Origin of the sequence: Nocardia sp. NPDC004654 (assembly GCF_040609595.1) — a bacterium.
Taxonomy (GTDB): domain Bacteria; phylum Actinomycetota; class Actinomycetes; order Mycobacteriales; family Mycobacteriaceae; genus Nocardia.
In genome coordinates, this window is record NZ_JBEXKI010000006.1 from 502463 (window position 1) to 516894 (window position 14432).

Consider the following 14432-nt stretch of genomic DNA (forward strand, 5'->3'; position numbering starts at 1 on the left):
GTGTCGATGATGAAGGGCGCCAATGTTGCGGTGCCGATGTCCGCGGTCCGCATCGAGCTGGGGTGGCAGTCGGGTCCTGGAATCCCGGACGCGGATGCCTCGGCCCTGTTGCTGGTCGGCGGTAAGGTCCGCTCCGACAACGACTTCGTTTTCTACAACCAGCCGCTGCACCCGTCGGGCGCCGTCCGGCACGAGGGCAAACAGCAGGGCCCGACGGTGCTCGACGTGCTGTCGGTGCAGCTGGCGCAGGTCGAACCGCAGGTCGAGACCGTTGTCATCGCGGCGTCCTCCGACGGCGGCACCTTCGGCCAGTTCCAGGGTCTCTACGTGCGGGTGCTGGACGCCGCGAACGGCGCCGAGGTGGCGCGCTTCGACAGCACCGGCGCCACCACCGAGACGGCGTTCGTGCTCGGCGAGCTGTACCGCCGACAGGGCGCGTGGAAGTTCCGCGCGGTGGGTCAGGGTTATGCCTCCGGGTTGGCGGGACTGGCCACCGATTTCGGCATCTCCGTCGACGACGATCCGGCGCCCGCGGCCCAGCAGTCCGCGCCGCCCGCCCAGCAGACCCCGCCGCCCTCGCCGGCCCAGCAGACCCCGCCGCCCTCGCCGGCCCAGCAGTTCGCGCCGCCGCCGCAGCAATACGCGCCGCCCCAGCAGCAGCCGTACGCTCCGCCGCAGCAGCAGTACGCACCGCCGCCGCAGCCGCAATACGCTCCGCCGCCACCGCAATTCGCGCAGCAGCAGTACGCACCGCCCCCGCCCCCGCCCCAGCCGCAGTACGCACCGCCGCCACCGCAGCAGCAGTACGCGCCCCCGCCGCCTCCGCAGGGCGGTGGCGCGCCGGTGAACATGAGCAAGATCTCGCTCACCAAGGAAGCGCCCTCGGTCTCGCTGACCAAGCAGGGTGCCACCGGCGGCACCATGCGGGTGAACCTGAACTGGACCAGCCAATCCCACCGCGGCGGCGGCCTGTTCGGCAGGCGGCGCGGCAGCGGCGGACTGGATCTGGACCTCAGCTGCTTCTTCGAGCTGGCCGACGGCCGCATCGGTTCGGTGCGCGCACTGGACCGCTCGTTCGGCGCGCTGGACCGCCCGCCGTTCATCCGGCTGGATCAGGACGACCGCACGGGCGGCAGCGCCACCGGCGAGAACCTGGACATCAACCTGGATTTCACCGCGCAGTTCCGTCGTATTCTGGTGTTCACCTCGATCTACGAGGGCGCCAACGATTTCCGCGGCGTCCAAGCCACCGCGACGCTGTACCCGTTGAACTGCCCGCCGATCGAGATGACACTCGACGGCTGCATGGACGACTCGCGGGACGCGGTGCTCGCGCACATCGAGAACATCAACGGCGAGCTGGTGGTCCGCCGCGAGGGCACCTTCATCCGGCCGCCCGCGGGCAGGCCCGGCGCGGGTGTCATGGAGATCGCGCGAATGTACAACTGGGACTTCGGTTTCAAGGCGGGTCGCGGCAAGGGCTGACCCGCCCGTCTCAGTGCACGGCGAGGCGTTCCAGCAGGACGGCCGCGTCGTCGCGCGCCTCCTCCAGGTCCCCGTTCCAGCCGAGCATGCGCAGCGCGGCGTCCGGAATGGTCTGCTCGGCGTAGGCGGGCGCGCTGCCCTCGTCGGACCGGATGCTGATCACCGTCTCCACGAGCCGGAACGGCAGGACCTCCGCGCCCGGAATCCCCGCCGCGCCCGCGCCTTCGATCACGGCCTCGGCCAGTGTCTCGTAGTGCCCGCGTAATTCGTCGCGACGAAGGCGGAACGCCGCGAAGCGCTTGGTGCGCAGCTCGGGAAGCAGGTACAGCGCACCGAGATTCCAGCGCGCCGCGCAGAGCTGGCGCACGTCGTACCAGGCCAGCGCGTAGAGCCGGGTCGGCGCGGGTTCCGCTTCGGCGCGCAGCCGCTCGGCGAGTTCCAGTGGCGTGGCGATGGTTTCGGTGAGCAGTGCGTCGAGGATGTCGTCTTTGGCGGCGAAATGGTGGTACAGCGAGGCCTGGCGGATGCCGACGGCGTCGGCCACCGCCCTCGTGGACGTATTGGCGTAGCCCTTGGTGGTGAACAGTTCGCCTGCCGCGTCCAGGATTTCGGCGCGCGGCGTATGGCCGCGACGGGGTCGCTGTTCCAGACGGGGACGGCCGGGACCGGGGTTTGCCACGTGCCCATTCTGGCACTGACGACCGACAGCGGCGGTCGGGCCGTCTGCGGCCGTCACCCGACGGAGAGGTTTCTGTCACTTGATAGAAACTCGGGCAACGCAGAAGTTACCAGCGTTGCCGCAAGCGATACACGGCGGACACCGAAATCGCGATCGTGAGCGCAAAACTGTCATGCGATAGGTATTGGCCGCACGCCGAAGGACCCCGCCCATGGCCACAACAGTCGTTCCGCCCCCATCCTCCGACGCCAACGTCGACAGCGCAGACCTCGCCAGTTTCGGCTATCGGCCGGTGCTGCACCGCAAACTGGGCCGCTACGCCTCGTTCGCGGCGGGCTTCTCGTTCGTCTCGATCCTCACCACGATCTTCCAGTTCTTCGGCTTCGGCTATTCGTTCGGCGGCGCCGCCTTCTTCTGGACTTGGCCGATCGTCTTCGCCGGACAGTTCCTGGTCGCACTGAACTTCGCCGAACTGGCCGCCCGCTACCCGCTCTCCGGCTGTATCTACCAGTGGTCGCGGCGGCTGGGCGGCGAGCTCGTCGGCTGGTTCGCGGGCTGGATGATGGTCATCGCACAGATCGTCACCGCTGCTGCGGCCGCCATCGCGCTACAGGTGGTGCTGCCGACGATCTGGAGCGGTTTCCAGATCGTCGGTGAGGACACCGCGCTCACCTCCGCGTCGGGCGCGACCAACGCGGTGCTGCTCGGCAGCGTCCTGCTCGTCGTCACCACGACGATCAACGTCATCGGCATCGATTTGATGGCGAAGATCAACTCCATCGGCGTCACCATCGAGATCGTCGGCATCGCCGCGATCATCGGCCTGTTCTTCGTGAACAGCGAGCGCGGACCCGGCGTCGTGTTGCAGACCGATCAGGCCGCGCCGGGGCCGTACTGGGCCGCGTTCCTGGTCTCCGGTCTGATGGCCGCCTACGTGATGGTCGGATTCGATTCCGCCGGTGAGCTTTCCGAGGAGACGAAGAACCCGCGCCGGGTCGCTCCGCGCACCATCCTGACCGCGCTGTCGGTGTCCGCGCTCGGCGGCGGGCTCATGCTGCTCGGCGCGCTGATGGCTGCCCCGAGCCTGACCGACGGCGCGCTGGCCACCGAGGGTCTCGCCTACGTGCTCACCTCGAAGCTGGACAGCCCGGCGGGCAAGGTCCTGCTCGGCTGCGTCGCCATCGCGATCATGGTGTGCACCTTGGCGATTCAGACCGCGGGCTCACGGTTGATGTTCTCCATGGCCCGCGACGGCAAACTGCCCTTCGCCCGGCGGCTCGCCGCGGTGCATCCCCGGTACGGCACGCCCGTGCTGCCGGCCGTGGTGATCGGCCTGCTCGGTATCGCCCTGCTGATGGTCAATCTCGGCAACGCCGCGATCTTCGCGACCCTCGCCAGCGTCTGCATCGTCTCGCTGTACGTGGCCTATCTGCTGGTCACTGTTCCGCTGCTGATCCGGCGGCTGAAGGGCTGGGGGCGCACCGTGGAGGCCACCGACGAATCGCTGTTCAGCTTGGGCCGCTTCGGCATTCCGATCAACGCGCTCGCGGTGGTGTGGGGCGTCGCCATGGCGATCAATCTGGCCTGGCCGCGCGCCGAGGTCTACACGCCGCACGGTGGTGGCTGGTGGATGCTCTGGGCCGCACCGCTGTTCGTGCTCACGGTGGCGGCAGTCGGCGCGGTTGTGCACCGGTTCGTCGTCGCCGTTCCGCGCGCCGAGACGAGCGGCGAACCCGCCGTCCAACCGGCCTGACCACATCCATGCCGTGCGCGGCGGTTCTGCCGACCGCCGCGCACGGATCACTCGAAAAGGGAACACCATGACCGAGTCCCCCACGGGAACCGCTTCCACCGAGGCCGCGCGCTCCCACGCCCGCGCCCAAGCCGCGGCCGCGACTCTCGCGGCCCCGGACCTTCCCTCCGACGTGCCGTCCGCCAAGGTCACTTGGTCGCAACGCATTCCGCCGAGCGGCTACGCCAATGTCGTTCTGGGTCGAGGCACCCGCGTCCGGCTGAGCGACCCGGCCGGATCCGCCTGCGCCCACATGCTTCTGCTCCGCGCCGATGCGCCGTGGGAGCGGCTGAACGTGGCCGACACCGTGAAAGTGCCGTGGCAGGCGTATCTTTCGACGGGTCACCCGCTGCTCACCGATCAGGGCCGAGTGCTGGCCACCGTGCTGGCCGACAATTCCGGACACCACGACACGCTCTGCGGACCCACCCCCGAAGCCCGCGGGCTGCTGCGTCTCGCGGGGGCCAAACAAGGCTTGGCGGCACGCGATATCGCGCCGAGCGTCTCGTTCTTCCGCGGCGTCCGGGTGGCGGCCGACGGCGCGCTCGTCGCCACCGGCAGCGCGGCCGCCGGATCGTCGGTTGATCTGCTCGTCCACCTGCCCGCGGTGCTGCTGGTGGCCAATGCCGCGCACCCGCTCGACGAGCGCGCCACCACCGATCTCGATGTCGTCGCCTGGTCCGCGCCCGAGGATCTGGTCACGACCCACAACAGCGACCCGGAATACCTACGGGCCGTGCAGAACACCGAAGCGGCCTGGACGGCCATGACCCTGGAGGCGACGGCATGACCTCGACCCTGTCCCGCGCCATCGTGCTCGACGAGACCGTGCCCGCCTGCGCGCCGTGGTCGACGATCGTCCGTGCGGGCGATCAGTGGGAGATCATCGATCTGCACGGCAATCAGGCGGTCGACTGCCTGCTCTACTCCGCCGCCGACCACGCCGACCGCTACAGCGCCCAGGCCACCATCGTCGCCCAGCGCAACATCTTCCTGACCACCGGCAGCGTCCTGTTGACCGACGCGGGCACCTCGCTGATGACGGTGCTCGCCGACGAGGTCGGCAACCACGACACCATCGCGGGCGCGTGCTCACGGGAATCCAACACCCTCCGCTACGGGCACCACACCCGCCACCAGCACGCCTGCGTGGAGAACTTCCTCGCCGAGGCGATGAAATGGGGTCTGGGCAAACGAGATCTCGTCTCGAACATCAACTGGTTCATGAACGTCCCGGTGGAGCCGGACGGAACTCTCGGCATCGTGGACGGGTTGTCGGCTCCCGGCAAGAAGGTCACCCTGCGGGCCGAGGTCGACACGCTCGTGCTGGTCTCCAACTGTCCGCAAATCAACAACCCCTGCAACGGCTTCGACCCGACGCCCGTGCGCATGGTGGTCACGCGATGACGGTCGTCGAGGCGCCCGCCCGCACGCCGGAAGCCGACATCACCGACGCTGTGCGCGCGCGCGTCGAAGTGCTGCGGCCGGGAACGCTCGTCACCGTGCAGGATTGGCCGGGTCGTGTCGGCTACTGGCACGTCGGCGTTCCGCCATCCGGCCCGATGGACGACCTCTCCTTCCGGCTGGGCAACCGGGTGCTCGGCAATCCCGAGGGTGCGGCGGGGTTGGAATGCACGCTCGCCGGTCCCGCGCTGCGATTCGCCACCGCCACGTGGGTGTGCGTGACGGGCGCGCCCGCAGAGGTGACGGTGGACGGCGTGCCGGTCGAGCAGTGGCGGACGGTGCGGGTGCCGGACGGCGGCGTGCTGGAGGTCGGCGCGATTCACGGGCCGGGAATGCGGACCTATGTGCTGCTCTCCGGCGGCATCGACTTGCCCGAATACCTCGGGAGCGTCGCGACTTTCACGCTCGGGCGATTCGGGGGCAGCACGGGTACCGCCCTGCGCGCAAGAGAAGTGCTGCGCCTGGGGGCATCCCATGCTCCCCTCGCCACCGCTGTCCCGGCCGACGACCGACCGGTGCTGGCCAGGCGCTGGGAACTAGCAGTCACGGAAGGACCGCACGGCGCACCGGAGTTCTTCACCCGCGCCGACTTCGACACCATCATCGGCACCGACTACGAAGTGCACTTCAACTCCGATCGCACCGGCGTGCGGCTGATCGGACCCAAGCCGGAGTGGGCACGCACCGACGGCGGCGAAGCGGGTCTGCACCCGTCCAATATCCACGACACGCCCTATTCCGTTGGCGCACTGGATTTCACCGGCGACACACCGATCCTGCTCGGTCCCGACGGTCCGAGCCTCGGCGGTTTCGTCTGCCCGGTCACGGTGGTCGCGGCGGATCGGTGGAAGCTGGGCCAGCTCTGTCCCGGCGACGCGGTGCGGTTCGTGCCGGTGCGCCGCGAACACGCCGCGTCGCTGCGCGATCTCGGTCCCGGTAGACGGGCTTCGTGGCCTTCGGTGCTCTCCCCCGGTGGTGACGGCGACGACGGCGTGCTGCGCCGCGCCGAAGCGGACGGCGAGACCGGGGTGACGTATCGCCGCGCGGGCGACGACGGTGTGCTCGTCGAATATGGCGCGATGGCATTGGATCTCGGCCTGCGCGCCCGTGTGCACGCGCTGCACCAGCACCTGCTCGCGGCGGATCCGCGCGGGGTGGTCGAGCTGACCCCCGGTGTGCGGTCCTTGCAGATTCGCGTCGATCCGCACGTCCTGCCCGTGCCGAAGCTGTTGGATCTGCTCGCCGAGGCCGAGCGGGAGTTACCCGCCGTCGCGGAGCTCGTGGTGCCGAGCCGTACTGTGCACTTGCCGCTGTCCTGGGACGACCCCTCGACCAGGGAGGCGATCACCCGCTACATGCACGGTGTGCGCGCCGACGCCCCGTGGTGCCCGTGGAACATCGAATTCATCCGCCGCATGAACGGACTGGCCACGGTCGAGGACGTCTACGACACCGTCTTCGGCGCGCAGTACCTGGTGCTCGGTCTCGGCGATGTGTACCTCGGCGCGCCGGTGGCCACCCCGATTGATCCGCGCCACCGCTTGGTGACCACCAAGTACAACCCGGCCCGCACCTGGACGCCGGAGAACGCGGTCGGAATCGGCGGCGCCTACCTGTGCGTCTACGGCATGGAAGGGCCGGGCGGCTACCAGTTCGTCGGCCGCACGACCCAGGTGTGGAACCACGCCGCCACCGAGACGCCTTGGCTGTTGCGCTATTTCGACCGCATCAGCTGGTATCCGGTGAGCGCGGAAGAATTGCTCGACATGCGAGCCGATTTCGCCGCAGGCGAGGTGGAGGTGCGTGCGGAGGACGGCGAGTTCCGGCTCGCGGAGTACCGCGCGTTCCTCGCCGACAACGCGGCCGCCATCGACCGATTCCGCGCGACGCAAGCGGAAGCCTTTGCCGCCGAGCGGGAATCGTGGCGGGCGGCGGGTGAGCTCAGCGCCGAGTGAATCGGTTACCAGCCGAGCAACTCGGCCATGTCGATCCATTCGTCGCCCCAGCGCTGTTCGATCTCGCGGCGCTGGGCCTCGGATTGCTCGGGTGACCAGCCGCAGCGCCGCCAGAAGGCCTCTCGATGTTCCTGCGTCATCCGCAACGGTTCGGTCATGGCGATCGCTCCTGCTCACCGCGGTCCTGCGCTTCCGAGTGTGCGCCTGAATCGGCTCTGCTGGAAACCGTTTCGCCGATCTCGGGTGCGTCCGCCGATAGTCCGCACATGGCCCGCCTTGTTCCGGAAGTGATAGACCGGAACAAGGCGCGGTCGTGGACTTTCAGCGCAGCTCGCGGAAGAACGCGCGGACGTCGTCGGTGAGCAGCTCCGGTTCCTCCAGCGCGGCGAAGTGCCCGCCGCGGTCGACGTCGGTCCAGCGGGTGATGGTGTTCTCCCGCTCGTCGTAGCGCCGGATCGCGACGTCGTGGGCGAATACGATGACGCCGGTCGGCACGCCGGAGTTCACCTTCGGGGCGCCCCACGGTGCGTCCTGTGCGTAGCCCACGTACGCCGCGGAACCCGCTGTGCCGGTGAGCCAGTACAGCATCGCATTGGTCAGCAGGCGATCCCGGTCGATGATCTTGTCCGGCTCCACCGCCCGCGGGTACGTCCACTCGCGGAATTTGTCCATGATCCAAGCCAATTGGCCGACCGGCGAATCCGTGAGTCCGTAGGCGAGCGCCTGCGGACGGGTGGACTGGATCGCGATGTAGCCGAATTCCTCGTTCATGAACGCCTCGATCCGGCGGATCCGATCACGCTCCAGGTCGGTCAGCTCGGCGAACTCCTTCTCCGACAGCGGCAGCTGAGGGAAACCGCCCAGCCCGCCATTGGTGTGCACGCCGATCACCCGATCCGGCGCGACCCGTCCGACCTCGGGGCTGACCGCCGCGCCGATGTCGCCGCCCTGCACGCCGTAGCGGTCGTAGCCGAGCCGCCGCATCAGTTCCGCCCAGGCTCGGGCGATGCGTTCGATGGTCCAACCGGATTCGCGCACCGGCCCGGAGAATCCGAATCCCGGCAGCGCGGGAACGACGACGTGGAACGCGTCGGCGGGATCGCCGCCGTGCGCCCTCGGGTCGGTCAACGGGCCGATCAGATCGAGGAATTCGACCACCGAACCGGGCCAGCCGTGCGTGAGCAGCAAGGGAAGCGCGTCCGGCTCCGGCGAACGGACGTGCAGGAAATGGATGGTCTGTCCGTCGATCTCGGTACGGAACTGCGGATGCGCGTTGATTTCGCGCTCGGCGGACCGCCAGTCGTAGGCGGTGCGCCAGTACTCGACCAGCGAGCGCAGCCAGGCGGTGGGTACGCCGGTATCCCAGTCGTCGCCGGGCAGCGGATCGGGCCAGCGCACCGCGTCGAGCCGTCGGTGCAGGTCGTCGAGTTGCCGCTGCGGGATGTCGATGCGGAATTCGGTGATCTCGAAGGTCATGAGAACGACGATATGCGGCACCTAGGACAATCCTGGCCCTAGGTTTCGGGCAGACTTCTCGGCATGTTGGAAACCTCCGCCCGCCTGCTGCGCCTGCTCTCTTTGCTGCAAACTCCGCGCGACTGGACCGGAGCCGAACTGGCCGAGCGTCTCGAGGTGGACGTGCGCACCGTCCGCCGCGACATCGACAAGCTGCGCACGCTCGGCTATCCGGTGCAGGCCAGCGCCGGGGTGGCGGGCTATCGGCTCGGGGCGGGCGCGAAGCTGCCGCCGCTGCTGCTGGACGACGACGAGGCGGTGGCCGTCGCGATCGGTCTGCGCACCGCGGCGGGTGGGACCGTCGCCGGGATCGAGGACAGCTCGCTGCGCGCGCTCACCAAGCTCGAGCAGGTACTGCCTTCGCGGTTGCGGCACCGCGTGCAGCTGCTGCACTCGGTGACGGTCACCGTTCCCGCGGCGGGCGCCACGGTCGACCCGGACGTGCTCACCGCCGTCGCCGCCGCCATCCGCGACCAGCACCGCCTACGCTTCGACTACCGAAACCACCGGGGCGACAGCACTTCACGTACCACCGAGCCACACCGGCTCGCGCACACCGGCCGCCGCTGGTATCTCATCGGCTGGGACGTCGACCGCGGCGACTGGCGCACCTACCGCGTCGACCGAATGCACCCGCGCATCCCCACCGGCCCGAAGTTCACACCGCGCGAGGCGCCCGACATGGACCTCTCCGGCTACCTCTCACGGGGCGTGACGACCTCCCCCTACCGCTACGCCGCCCGTATCACCCTGCTGGTCCCCGCAGAGGTGGCAGCCGACCGCGTCGCGCCGACGGTGGGCGTCATCGAACCGATCGACACCGAAAGTTGCCTGTTGCGAACGGGTTCGAACTCGCTCGACGAACTCGCCATCTACGTTGCGCTGTTCGACTTCCCGTTCCGGGTACACGAACCGCCCGAGCTCGTCGAGCGCGTGCGCATCCTGGCGACTCGGTTCGCCGACGCCGTGCCCTGAATTCCCCTCACCCACGCCGAACTTCGATCGCCAACCCAGTCGTTGGACATGTCCGACGGCTACACCCGCGGCCGCTCGTTCAATTTGTGTCTGCTGGCCTCGGCCCGTGCCGCCGAAGACCCGCACGAAGCCGTGCGTGTCGGATCAGAAGCCCTGGCGGTCACAGCCGGGCTGGAATCCCAGCGCACCCTCACTTACCTGCGCGAGCTGCGGCACCGGCTCACGCCGTACGCCGAGCTTTCCGACGTCGCCGACTTCCGGCACCGCGTGCTGGCCATCGCTACGCGGGCAGACTGAGCAGACGGTATACCGCGACGACCGTAGCCTCGCCGACGATCTCACCGCGTTCGATCATCCGTGCCGCCTCGTCGAGCGGTATCCAGCGGATGTCCTCGGCCTCGTTGATGTCCGGTTGCGTGTCGGTCACGTCGGCGCCGCGGGCAAGGTAGATCTCTTGCGGATGATCCAGGGTGCCGATCGCCGGTTGGTAGGTCACAAGGTGTTCCATGCTCCTCGGACGCCAGCCGGTTTCCTCTTCGACTTCGCGCGCCGCCGCCAGCGCGACATCCTCTGCTTGATCGACGTAACCGCCAGGCAGTTCCCACACCCAGCGGTCGATGATGAAGCGGTGCCGGTACATCAACAGAACTTCGCGTCGATCGTTGAGCACCAGCGTCATCGCACAGCGCGGCATCCGAGCGATGTACTGGGTGAACTTCACGCCGTCGGGCAGCTCGACGTCAACGGTCGACAGTTTGATGTGTCGGTTCTCGTCCACGACGGTCTCACTGTGGATCGTCCACTGGGTGCGGCTCACCACTCGACCGTAACCTGATGTCAGATCGCGTGGCCAAGAGCTCGGCAAGGTATACAACCGCACCGGACAATACGTGAAGGTCGGGGTGGTGCCGAGGTGCGGGAGCGCATGCGGCCGCTCGTCGCGGTGACGGCATAGGAGTGGGCTGGATGGTGCGGATCGGGGTCAGTGGGCACATGAACATCACCAAGGCGGCCGATCGCGGCCCGCCCTTCGACAACGCTTCGCGTTGCTGCGAGCACTGCGCGAATCTCACGAAGGTTCGGAAGCACCTGTCCGGCTGACGATCAGCACCGTCTTGCCTTGCGCGTGACCTTCGGCGACGTGCGCGATCGCGGCGGGGGCTTCGCGCAGCGGGAACTCGCGTTCGATCGCCGGGCGCAGCTTTCCGTTCTCCACGAGTTCGGTCAGGTAGTCGAGGTCGGCGCGCCGCGGCTTCATCAGCAGCGGCCGTAAGGTGTGGCGGACGAAAAGGTTTGCCACCACGACCTTTCCGATCCATAGCACCGGGCCGAGCCAGTCGCCACCTGGGGCTCCGGCCGAAGATACGAAGACTCCCTCGGGCGCGAGCACTTTGCGGTAGTCGGAGAGGCGGCGGTTGCCCGCGAGATCGAGCAGGACGTCGTAGCGTTCGCCATCTTCGACGAAATCGGCGCGGGTGTAGTCGATTACCCGATCGGCACCGAGTGCGCGCACGAACTCGACGTGGCGCGTACTGCACACCGCGGTCACCCGTGCACCCATCGCCTTGGCGATCTGCACCGCGGAACTGCCCACACCGCCGGACGCCCCGTTGATCAACACCGATTGCCCAGCGCGCAACCCGCCGACATCGCGCAGCCCCTGTAGGGCGGTCATGCCCGAATCCGGCACGGCGGCAGCCTGTTCGAAGCCGAGACCAGCGGGCATCGGCGCGAGCGTCGCCTCGTCGACGCAGACGTACTCGGCGAAGGCCCCGAAACGGGTTGCGCCGTAGACGAGATCACCGGCTCGGAACGACGTGACCGCGGACCCGATCGCGACGACCTCGCCCGCCAGATCGTGCCCGATCACCGGATCCTTCGGTTTGCGCACACCGAAACCCATCAGCCGGATCAGGTACGGCCTGCCGGTGAGCAGGTGCACATCACCCGACGCGACGGCGGCCGCCCGGACCCGAACCAGAACCTCGTGGGCGGCGGGAGTCGGCCTGGACACTTCCTCGACGCGCAGGACGTCGCTGGAACCGTAGCGCGGCGCGACGACCGCCGTCATGACGTCTCGCTCGGAGGCCGGGATCGCTGCGCGCGGACTCGACATTGCGGATACCACCTTTACTTACACCGTAAGTGCGTTGGCTCGAACGCTACGCTTACGGTGTAAGTCCGTCAAGGAGTGCTGATGCCCAAACCCGCCGACCGCGCCCGGCTCACCCGCGAACTCGTGCTGCGCACCGCCATCCGCCTCGCCGATGAGCAGGGGCTCGACGCGCTGTCGATGCGCAAGCTGGCCCAGGCCCTCGGCGTGGAGGCGATGTCGCTGTACAACCACGTCGCGAACAAGGACGACCTGCTCGACGGGATCGTGGATCTGGTGGTCGCCGAGATGGCGGTGCCGGAAATCGGCGGAGATTGGAAGGCGGCGCTGCGCACCCGCGCCGTCTCCGCGCACGAGGCGCTACGCCGCCACCCCTGGGCGACCGGACTGATCGGCTCACGCGTGAACGTCGGACCGGCCATGCTGCGCTACATCGACGCCACGCTCGGCTGCCTACGCTCCGCGGGCTTCACCTACCAGCAGGCGGACCGCGCCTGGAACGCCATGGACGGGCACATCTACGGATTCACCCTGCGCGAGTCGACCTTTCCACTCGACCCGTCCGAATACATCGCGGCGGCAACCCATTTCCTTCCACGCATCCCGAAAACGACACACCCCCACATGAACGCGCTCACCCACCTCGTCATCGACGGCGAGCACGACGGCATCGCGGACTTCGAGTTCGGCCTCGACCTGATCCTCGACGGGCTAGAGCGCCTGCTCGACGAGTAGCCCGTCAGTCGGTGCGGGCGGTGGCGGACGGGTTGGTGGCGTCGCGGATGATCCGCAACGCAGTGGTCAGGCCGTCGAGCTGGTCCGGTGTGAGGAGTCCGGTGAACCAGCGCTGTACTGCGTCGAGGTAGTCCGGCAGCACCTGTTCGAGTCGGCGCGCTCCGGCGTCGGTCAGCACCGCGTGGGCGCTGCGGCGGTCGGCCGGGTCGAGGACGCGCTCGACCAATCCCGCCGAGGCCAGCCGATCGACGAGGCGGGTGACGCCGCTGGTCGACAGCGAGGTCTGCGTCGCGAGGTCCGTCATGCGCAGCCGCCGCCGCGGGGACCGGCTCAATCGCAGCAGGGCGTTCATGTCCAAGCCGGAGAGGCCGTTCGCCTTCCAGGTCGGCTCCATCTTGGCGACCAGGCCCTCGTGCGCCTCGTACATCAGGCCCATCGCGGTGAGACGCGGATCGTCGAAGAGGTCCATGATGCGAACCTACCGCACATTGTTGACGCGCGGATAGTTGACAGGAGGAATATCTCGGAGTAGATCTATGCATACGCAATATTCCTCACGTCAAACACTTGGAGGGCTCATGTCACCGCAAACCACCTGGATCGCAGGCTTCCGTTCGGCCGTGATCAGCCCCTACGAGCGGATCAAGCTCACCGAACCGCACGAGTTCGCCGATCAGACGCTGCGCCAGGTACTGCACCTCGCGGGCGGCGGCGAACAGATCCGCGTTCATCTGACCAACCGCTACGGGCAGACGCCGCTCGTCGTCGGCGCGGCCAGGGTCGCACTGCGCAAAACCGCCGACCAGATCGTCCCGGAGACCGACCGCGCACTTCGCTTCGACGGCGCGGAGCGGGTGACCGTACCCGCGGGCGGCGAGCTGATCAGCGATCCGATCGACCTCGCGGTCGATGCGGGCGACGACCTGCTGCTGAGCCTCTACCTCCCCGAACCGACAGGGCTCGCGAGCTTTTCGCACATGCCCGCCGAAATCGCCTACGTCGCGACGGGTGACCACGTGGGCAGTATCGAAATGCCTGAGTCGCAGGTGATCCCCGCTAGGTTCTTCGTGACCGGCGTCGATGTCCTCGCACCGGCCGAGACCGAAATCGCGGTCGCTTTCGGTGATTCCTGGTTCGAGGGCTTCGGCAGCACGATCGGCGCCAATCACCGCTCGGTGGACGCGCTCAACGACCGCCTGTCACGCGGCTGGGTGGTGAACCAGGGCATCGGCGGAAACCGCCTGCTCACCGCGGAGATCGGGGAACGCGGCATGGACCGGTTCGAGCGCGACGCCCGCGACGTCCCCGGCGTGCGCCACATCCTGGTCCACTTCGGCATCAACGATCTGATCCTCGGCGGCCTGGGCGATCAGCCACCTGCCACCGCAGCGGAACTCATCGAGGGCTTCACCGAACTGGCCCGCCGCGCGCACGCCGCCGGGCTCACCATCCACGTCGGCACCATCGGCCCGTACGCGGGCTGCGTCTACGAAGGCCCGACCGTCTTCGAGACCCTGGACACCCGGCGCGAGGTGAACGAATGGCTGCGCGGGACGGACATTTTCGACTCGGTGTTCGACGTGGACCGCGCCGTCGCCGATCCGGAGCGACCGGACTACATTCGGCCCGATTTCGACAGCGGTGACGGCATGCACCTCAACGACGCGGGCGCGCGGGCGATGGCCGAGGCCGTCGACCTCACTGCCGTATTCGGGTGAT

At 68.3% G+C, this 14432-nt stretch carries 15 protein-coding genes; 9 read left to right on the forward strand and 6 right to left on the reverse strand.

The window, feature by feature from the left end; all coding sequences use genetic code 11:
- Nucleotides 1-6 precede the first annotated feature (6 nt).
- Nucleotides 7-1485 carry a TerD family protein gene (locus tag ABZV58_RS22840; RefSeq protein ID WP_355002227.1) on the forward strand — a complete coding sequence of 493 codons (1479 nt, stop codon included), beginning with the start codon at nucleotides 7-9 and terminating at the stop codon, nucleotides 1483-1485.
- A 10-nt stretch (nucleotides 1486-1495) separates the two neighbouring features.
- Here ABZV58_RS22840 and ABZV58_RS22845 read toward each other — a convergent pair whose 3' ends face one another.
- Nucleotides 1496-2164, reverse strand: a complete 669-nt coding sequence (locus ABZV58_RS22845) for a helix-turn-helix domain-containing protein (RefSeq protein WP_355002153.1) — start codon at nucleotides 2162-2164, stop codon at nucleotides 1496-1498.
- Between the two features lie 211 nt (nucleotides 2165-2375).
- On the opposite strand from ABZV58_RS22845, the gene ABZV58_RS22850 reads away from it, so the two are divergent.
- The 4 genes from ABZV58_RS22850 (at nucleotide 2376) to ABZV58_RS22865 (ending at nucleotide 7375) form a co-directional block, all read left to right on the forward strand.
- Nucleotides 2376-3917 carry an amino acid permease gene (locus tag ABZV58_RS22850; protein WP_355002154.1) on the forward strand — a complete coding sequence of 514 codons (1542 nt, stop codon included), beginning with the start codon at nucleotides 2376-2378 and terminating at the stop codon, nucleotides 3915-3917.
- A 67-nt stretch (nucleotides 3918-3984) separates the two neighbouring features.
- Complete coding sequence (locus ABZV58_RS22855) at nucleotides 3985-4746, forward strand: DUF1989 domain-containing protein (RefSeq protein WP_355002155.1); 762 nt, start codon at nucleotides 3985-3987, stop codon at nucleotides 4744-4746.
- Nucleotides 4743-5363 carry an urea amidolyase associated protein UAAP2 gene (locus tag ABZV58_RS22860; RefSeq protein WP_355002156.1) on the forward strand — a complete coding sequence of 207 codons (621 nt, stop codon included), beginning with the start codon at nucleotides 4743-4745 and terminating at the stop codon, nucleotides 5361-5363. Before ABZV58_RS22855 ends, ABZV58_RS22860 begins: the two co-directional genes overlap by 4 nt.
- Nucleotides 5364-5413: 50 nt before the next feature.
- Complete coding sequence (locus ABZV58_RS22865; RefSeq protein ID WP_355002228.1) at nucleotides 5414-7375, forward strand: 5-oxoprolinase/urea amidolyase family protein; 1962 nt, start codon at nucleotides 5414-5416, stop codon at nucleotides 7373-7375.
- A gap of 5 nt (nucleotides 7376-7380) precedes the next feature.
- Here ABZV58_RS22865 and ABZV58_RS22870 read toward each other — a convergent pair whose 3' ends face one another.
- Nucleotides 7381-7533, reverse strand: coding sequence for a hypothetical protein (locus tag ABZV58_RS22870; RefSeq protein ID WP_169810847.1), 153 nt, complete (start codon nucleotides 7531-7533; stop codon nucleotides 7381-7383).
- Nucleotides 7534-7696: 163 nt separating this feature from the next.
- Nucleotides 7697-8851, reverse strand: a complete 1155-nt coding sequence (locus ABZV58_RS22875; protein ID WP_355002157.1) for an epoxide hydrolase family protein — start codon at nucleotides 8849-8851, stop codon at nucleotides 7697-7699.
- A 63-nt stretch (nucleotides 8852-8914) separates the two neighbouring features.
- Between ABZV58_RS22875 and ABZV58_RS22880 the strand changes: the two genes are divergently transcribed.
- Nucleotides 8915-9865 carry a YafY family protein gene (locus ABZV58_RS22880; RefSeq protein ID WP_355002158.1) on the forward strand — a complete coding sequence of 317 codons (951 nt, stop codon included), beginning with the start codon at nucleotides 8915-8917 and terminating at the stop codon, nucleotides 9863-9865.
- A gap of 48 nt (nucleotides 9866-9913) precedes the next feature.
- Nucleotides 9914-10162 carry a hypothetical protein gene (locus tag ABZV58_RS22885; RefSeq protein WP_355002159.1) on the forward strand — a complete coding sequence of 83 codons (249 nt, stop codon included), beginning with the start codon at nucleotides 9914-9916 and terminating at the stop codon, nucleotides 10160-10162.
- On the opposite strand, the gene ABZV58_RS22890 is transcribed toward ABZV58_RS22885, so the two are convergent.
- Together ABZV58_RS22890 and ABZV58_RS22895 are read right to left on the reverse strand one after the other, a co-directional pair.
- Nucleotides 10146-10682, reverse strand: coding sequence for an NUDIX hydrolase (locus ABZV58_RS22890; protein ID WP_355002160.1), 537 nt, complete (start codon nucleotides 10680-10682; stop codon nucleotides 10146-10148). The genes ABZV58_RS22885 and ABZV58_RS22890 overlap by 17 nt on opposite strands.
- A 252-nt stretch (nucleotides 10683-10934) precedes the next feature.
- Nucleotides 10935-11981 (reverse strand): NAD(P)-dependent alcohol dehydrogenase, encoded by a 1047-nt coding sequence (locus ABZV58_RS22895; RefSeq protein ID WP_355002161.1) that lies wholly within the window; start codon nucleotides 11979-11981, stop codon nucleotides 10935-10937.
- 81 nt (nucleotides 11982-12062) lie between these two features.
- Here ABZV58_RS22895 and ABZV58_RS22900 point away from each other — a divergent pair, with 81 nt between their 5' ends.
- Entirely contained in the window at nucleotides 12063-12713 is a 651-nt protein-coding gene (locus ABZV58_RS22900; protein WP_355002162.1) for a TetR/AcrR family transcriptional regulator C-terminal domain-containing protein, read from the forward strand.
- 4 nt (nucleotides 12714-12717) lie between these two features.
- Here ABZV58_RS22900 and ABZV58_RS22905 read toward each other — a convergent pair whose 3' ends face one another.
- Entirely contained in the window at nucleotides 12718-13182 is a 465-nt protein-coding gene (locus tag ABZV58_RS22905) for a MarR family transcriptional regulator (RefSeq protein WP_355002163.1), read from the reverse strand.
- Between the two features lie 109 nt (nucleotides 13183-13291).
- Between ABZV58_RS22905 and ABZV58_RS22910 the strand changes: the two genes are divergently transcribed.
- A complete protein-coding gene (locus ABZV58_RS22910) occupies nucleotides 13292-14431 on the forward strand; it encodes a GDSL-type esterase/lipase family protein (protein WP_355002164.1) in 1140 nt (379 codons plus the stop codon).
- Nucleotide 14432 lies beyond the last annotated feature (1 nt).

Bases quoted from the DNA above. Each gene is read 5' to 3' on its own strand.
- ABZV58_RS22840 (WP_355002227.1), top strand. From the start codon at position 7: ATGATGAAGGGCGCCAATGTTGCGGTGCCGATGTCCGCGGTCCGCATC.
- ABZV58_RS22850 (WP_355002154.1), top strand. From the start codon at position 2,376: ATGGCCACAACAGTCGTTCCGCCCCCATCCTCCGACGCCAACGTCGAC.
- ABZV58_RS22855 (WP_355002155.1), top strand. From the start codon at position 3,985: ATGACCGAGTCCCCCACGGGAACCGCTTCCACCGAGGCCGCGCGCTCC.
- ABZV58_RS22860 (WP_355002156.1), top strand. From the start codon at position 4,743: ATGACCTCGACCCTGTCCCGCGCCATCGTGCTCGACGAGACCGTGCCC.
- ABZV58_RS22870 (WP_169810847.1), bottom strand. From the start codon at position 7,533: ATGACCGAACCGTTGCGGATGACGCAGGAACATCGAGAGGCCTTCTGG.
- ABZV58_RS22875 (WP_355002157.1), bottom strand. From the start codon at position 8,851: ATGACCTTCGAGATCACCGAATTCCGCATCGACATCCCGCAGCGGCAA.
- ABZV58_RS22880 (WP_355002158.1), top strand. From the start codon at position 8,915: ATGTTGGAAACCTCCGCCCGCCTGCTGCGCCTGCTCTCTTTGCTGCAA.
- ABZV58_RS22885 (WP_355002159.1), top strand. From the start codon at position 9,914: ATGTCCGACGGCTACACCCGCGGCCGCTCGTTCAATTTGTGTCTGCTG.
- ABZV58_RS22895 (WP_355002161.1), bottom strand. From the start codon at position 11,981: ATGTCGAGTCCGCGCGCAGCGATCCCGGCCTCCGAGCGAGACGTCATG.
- ABZV58_RS22900 (WP_355002162.1), top strand. From the start codon at position 12,063: ATGCCCAAACCCGCCGACCGCGCCCGGCTCACCCGCGAACTCGTGCTG.
- ABZV58_RS22905 (WP_355002163.1), bottom strand. From the start codon at position 13,182: ATGGACCTCTTCGACGATCCGCGTCTCACCGCGATGGGCCTGATGTAC.
- ABZV58_RS22910 (WP_355002164.1), top strand. From the start codon at position 13,292: ATGTCACCGCAAACCACCTGGATCGCAGGCTTCCGTTCGGCCGTGATC.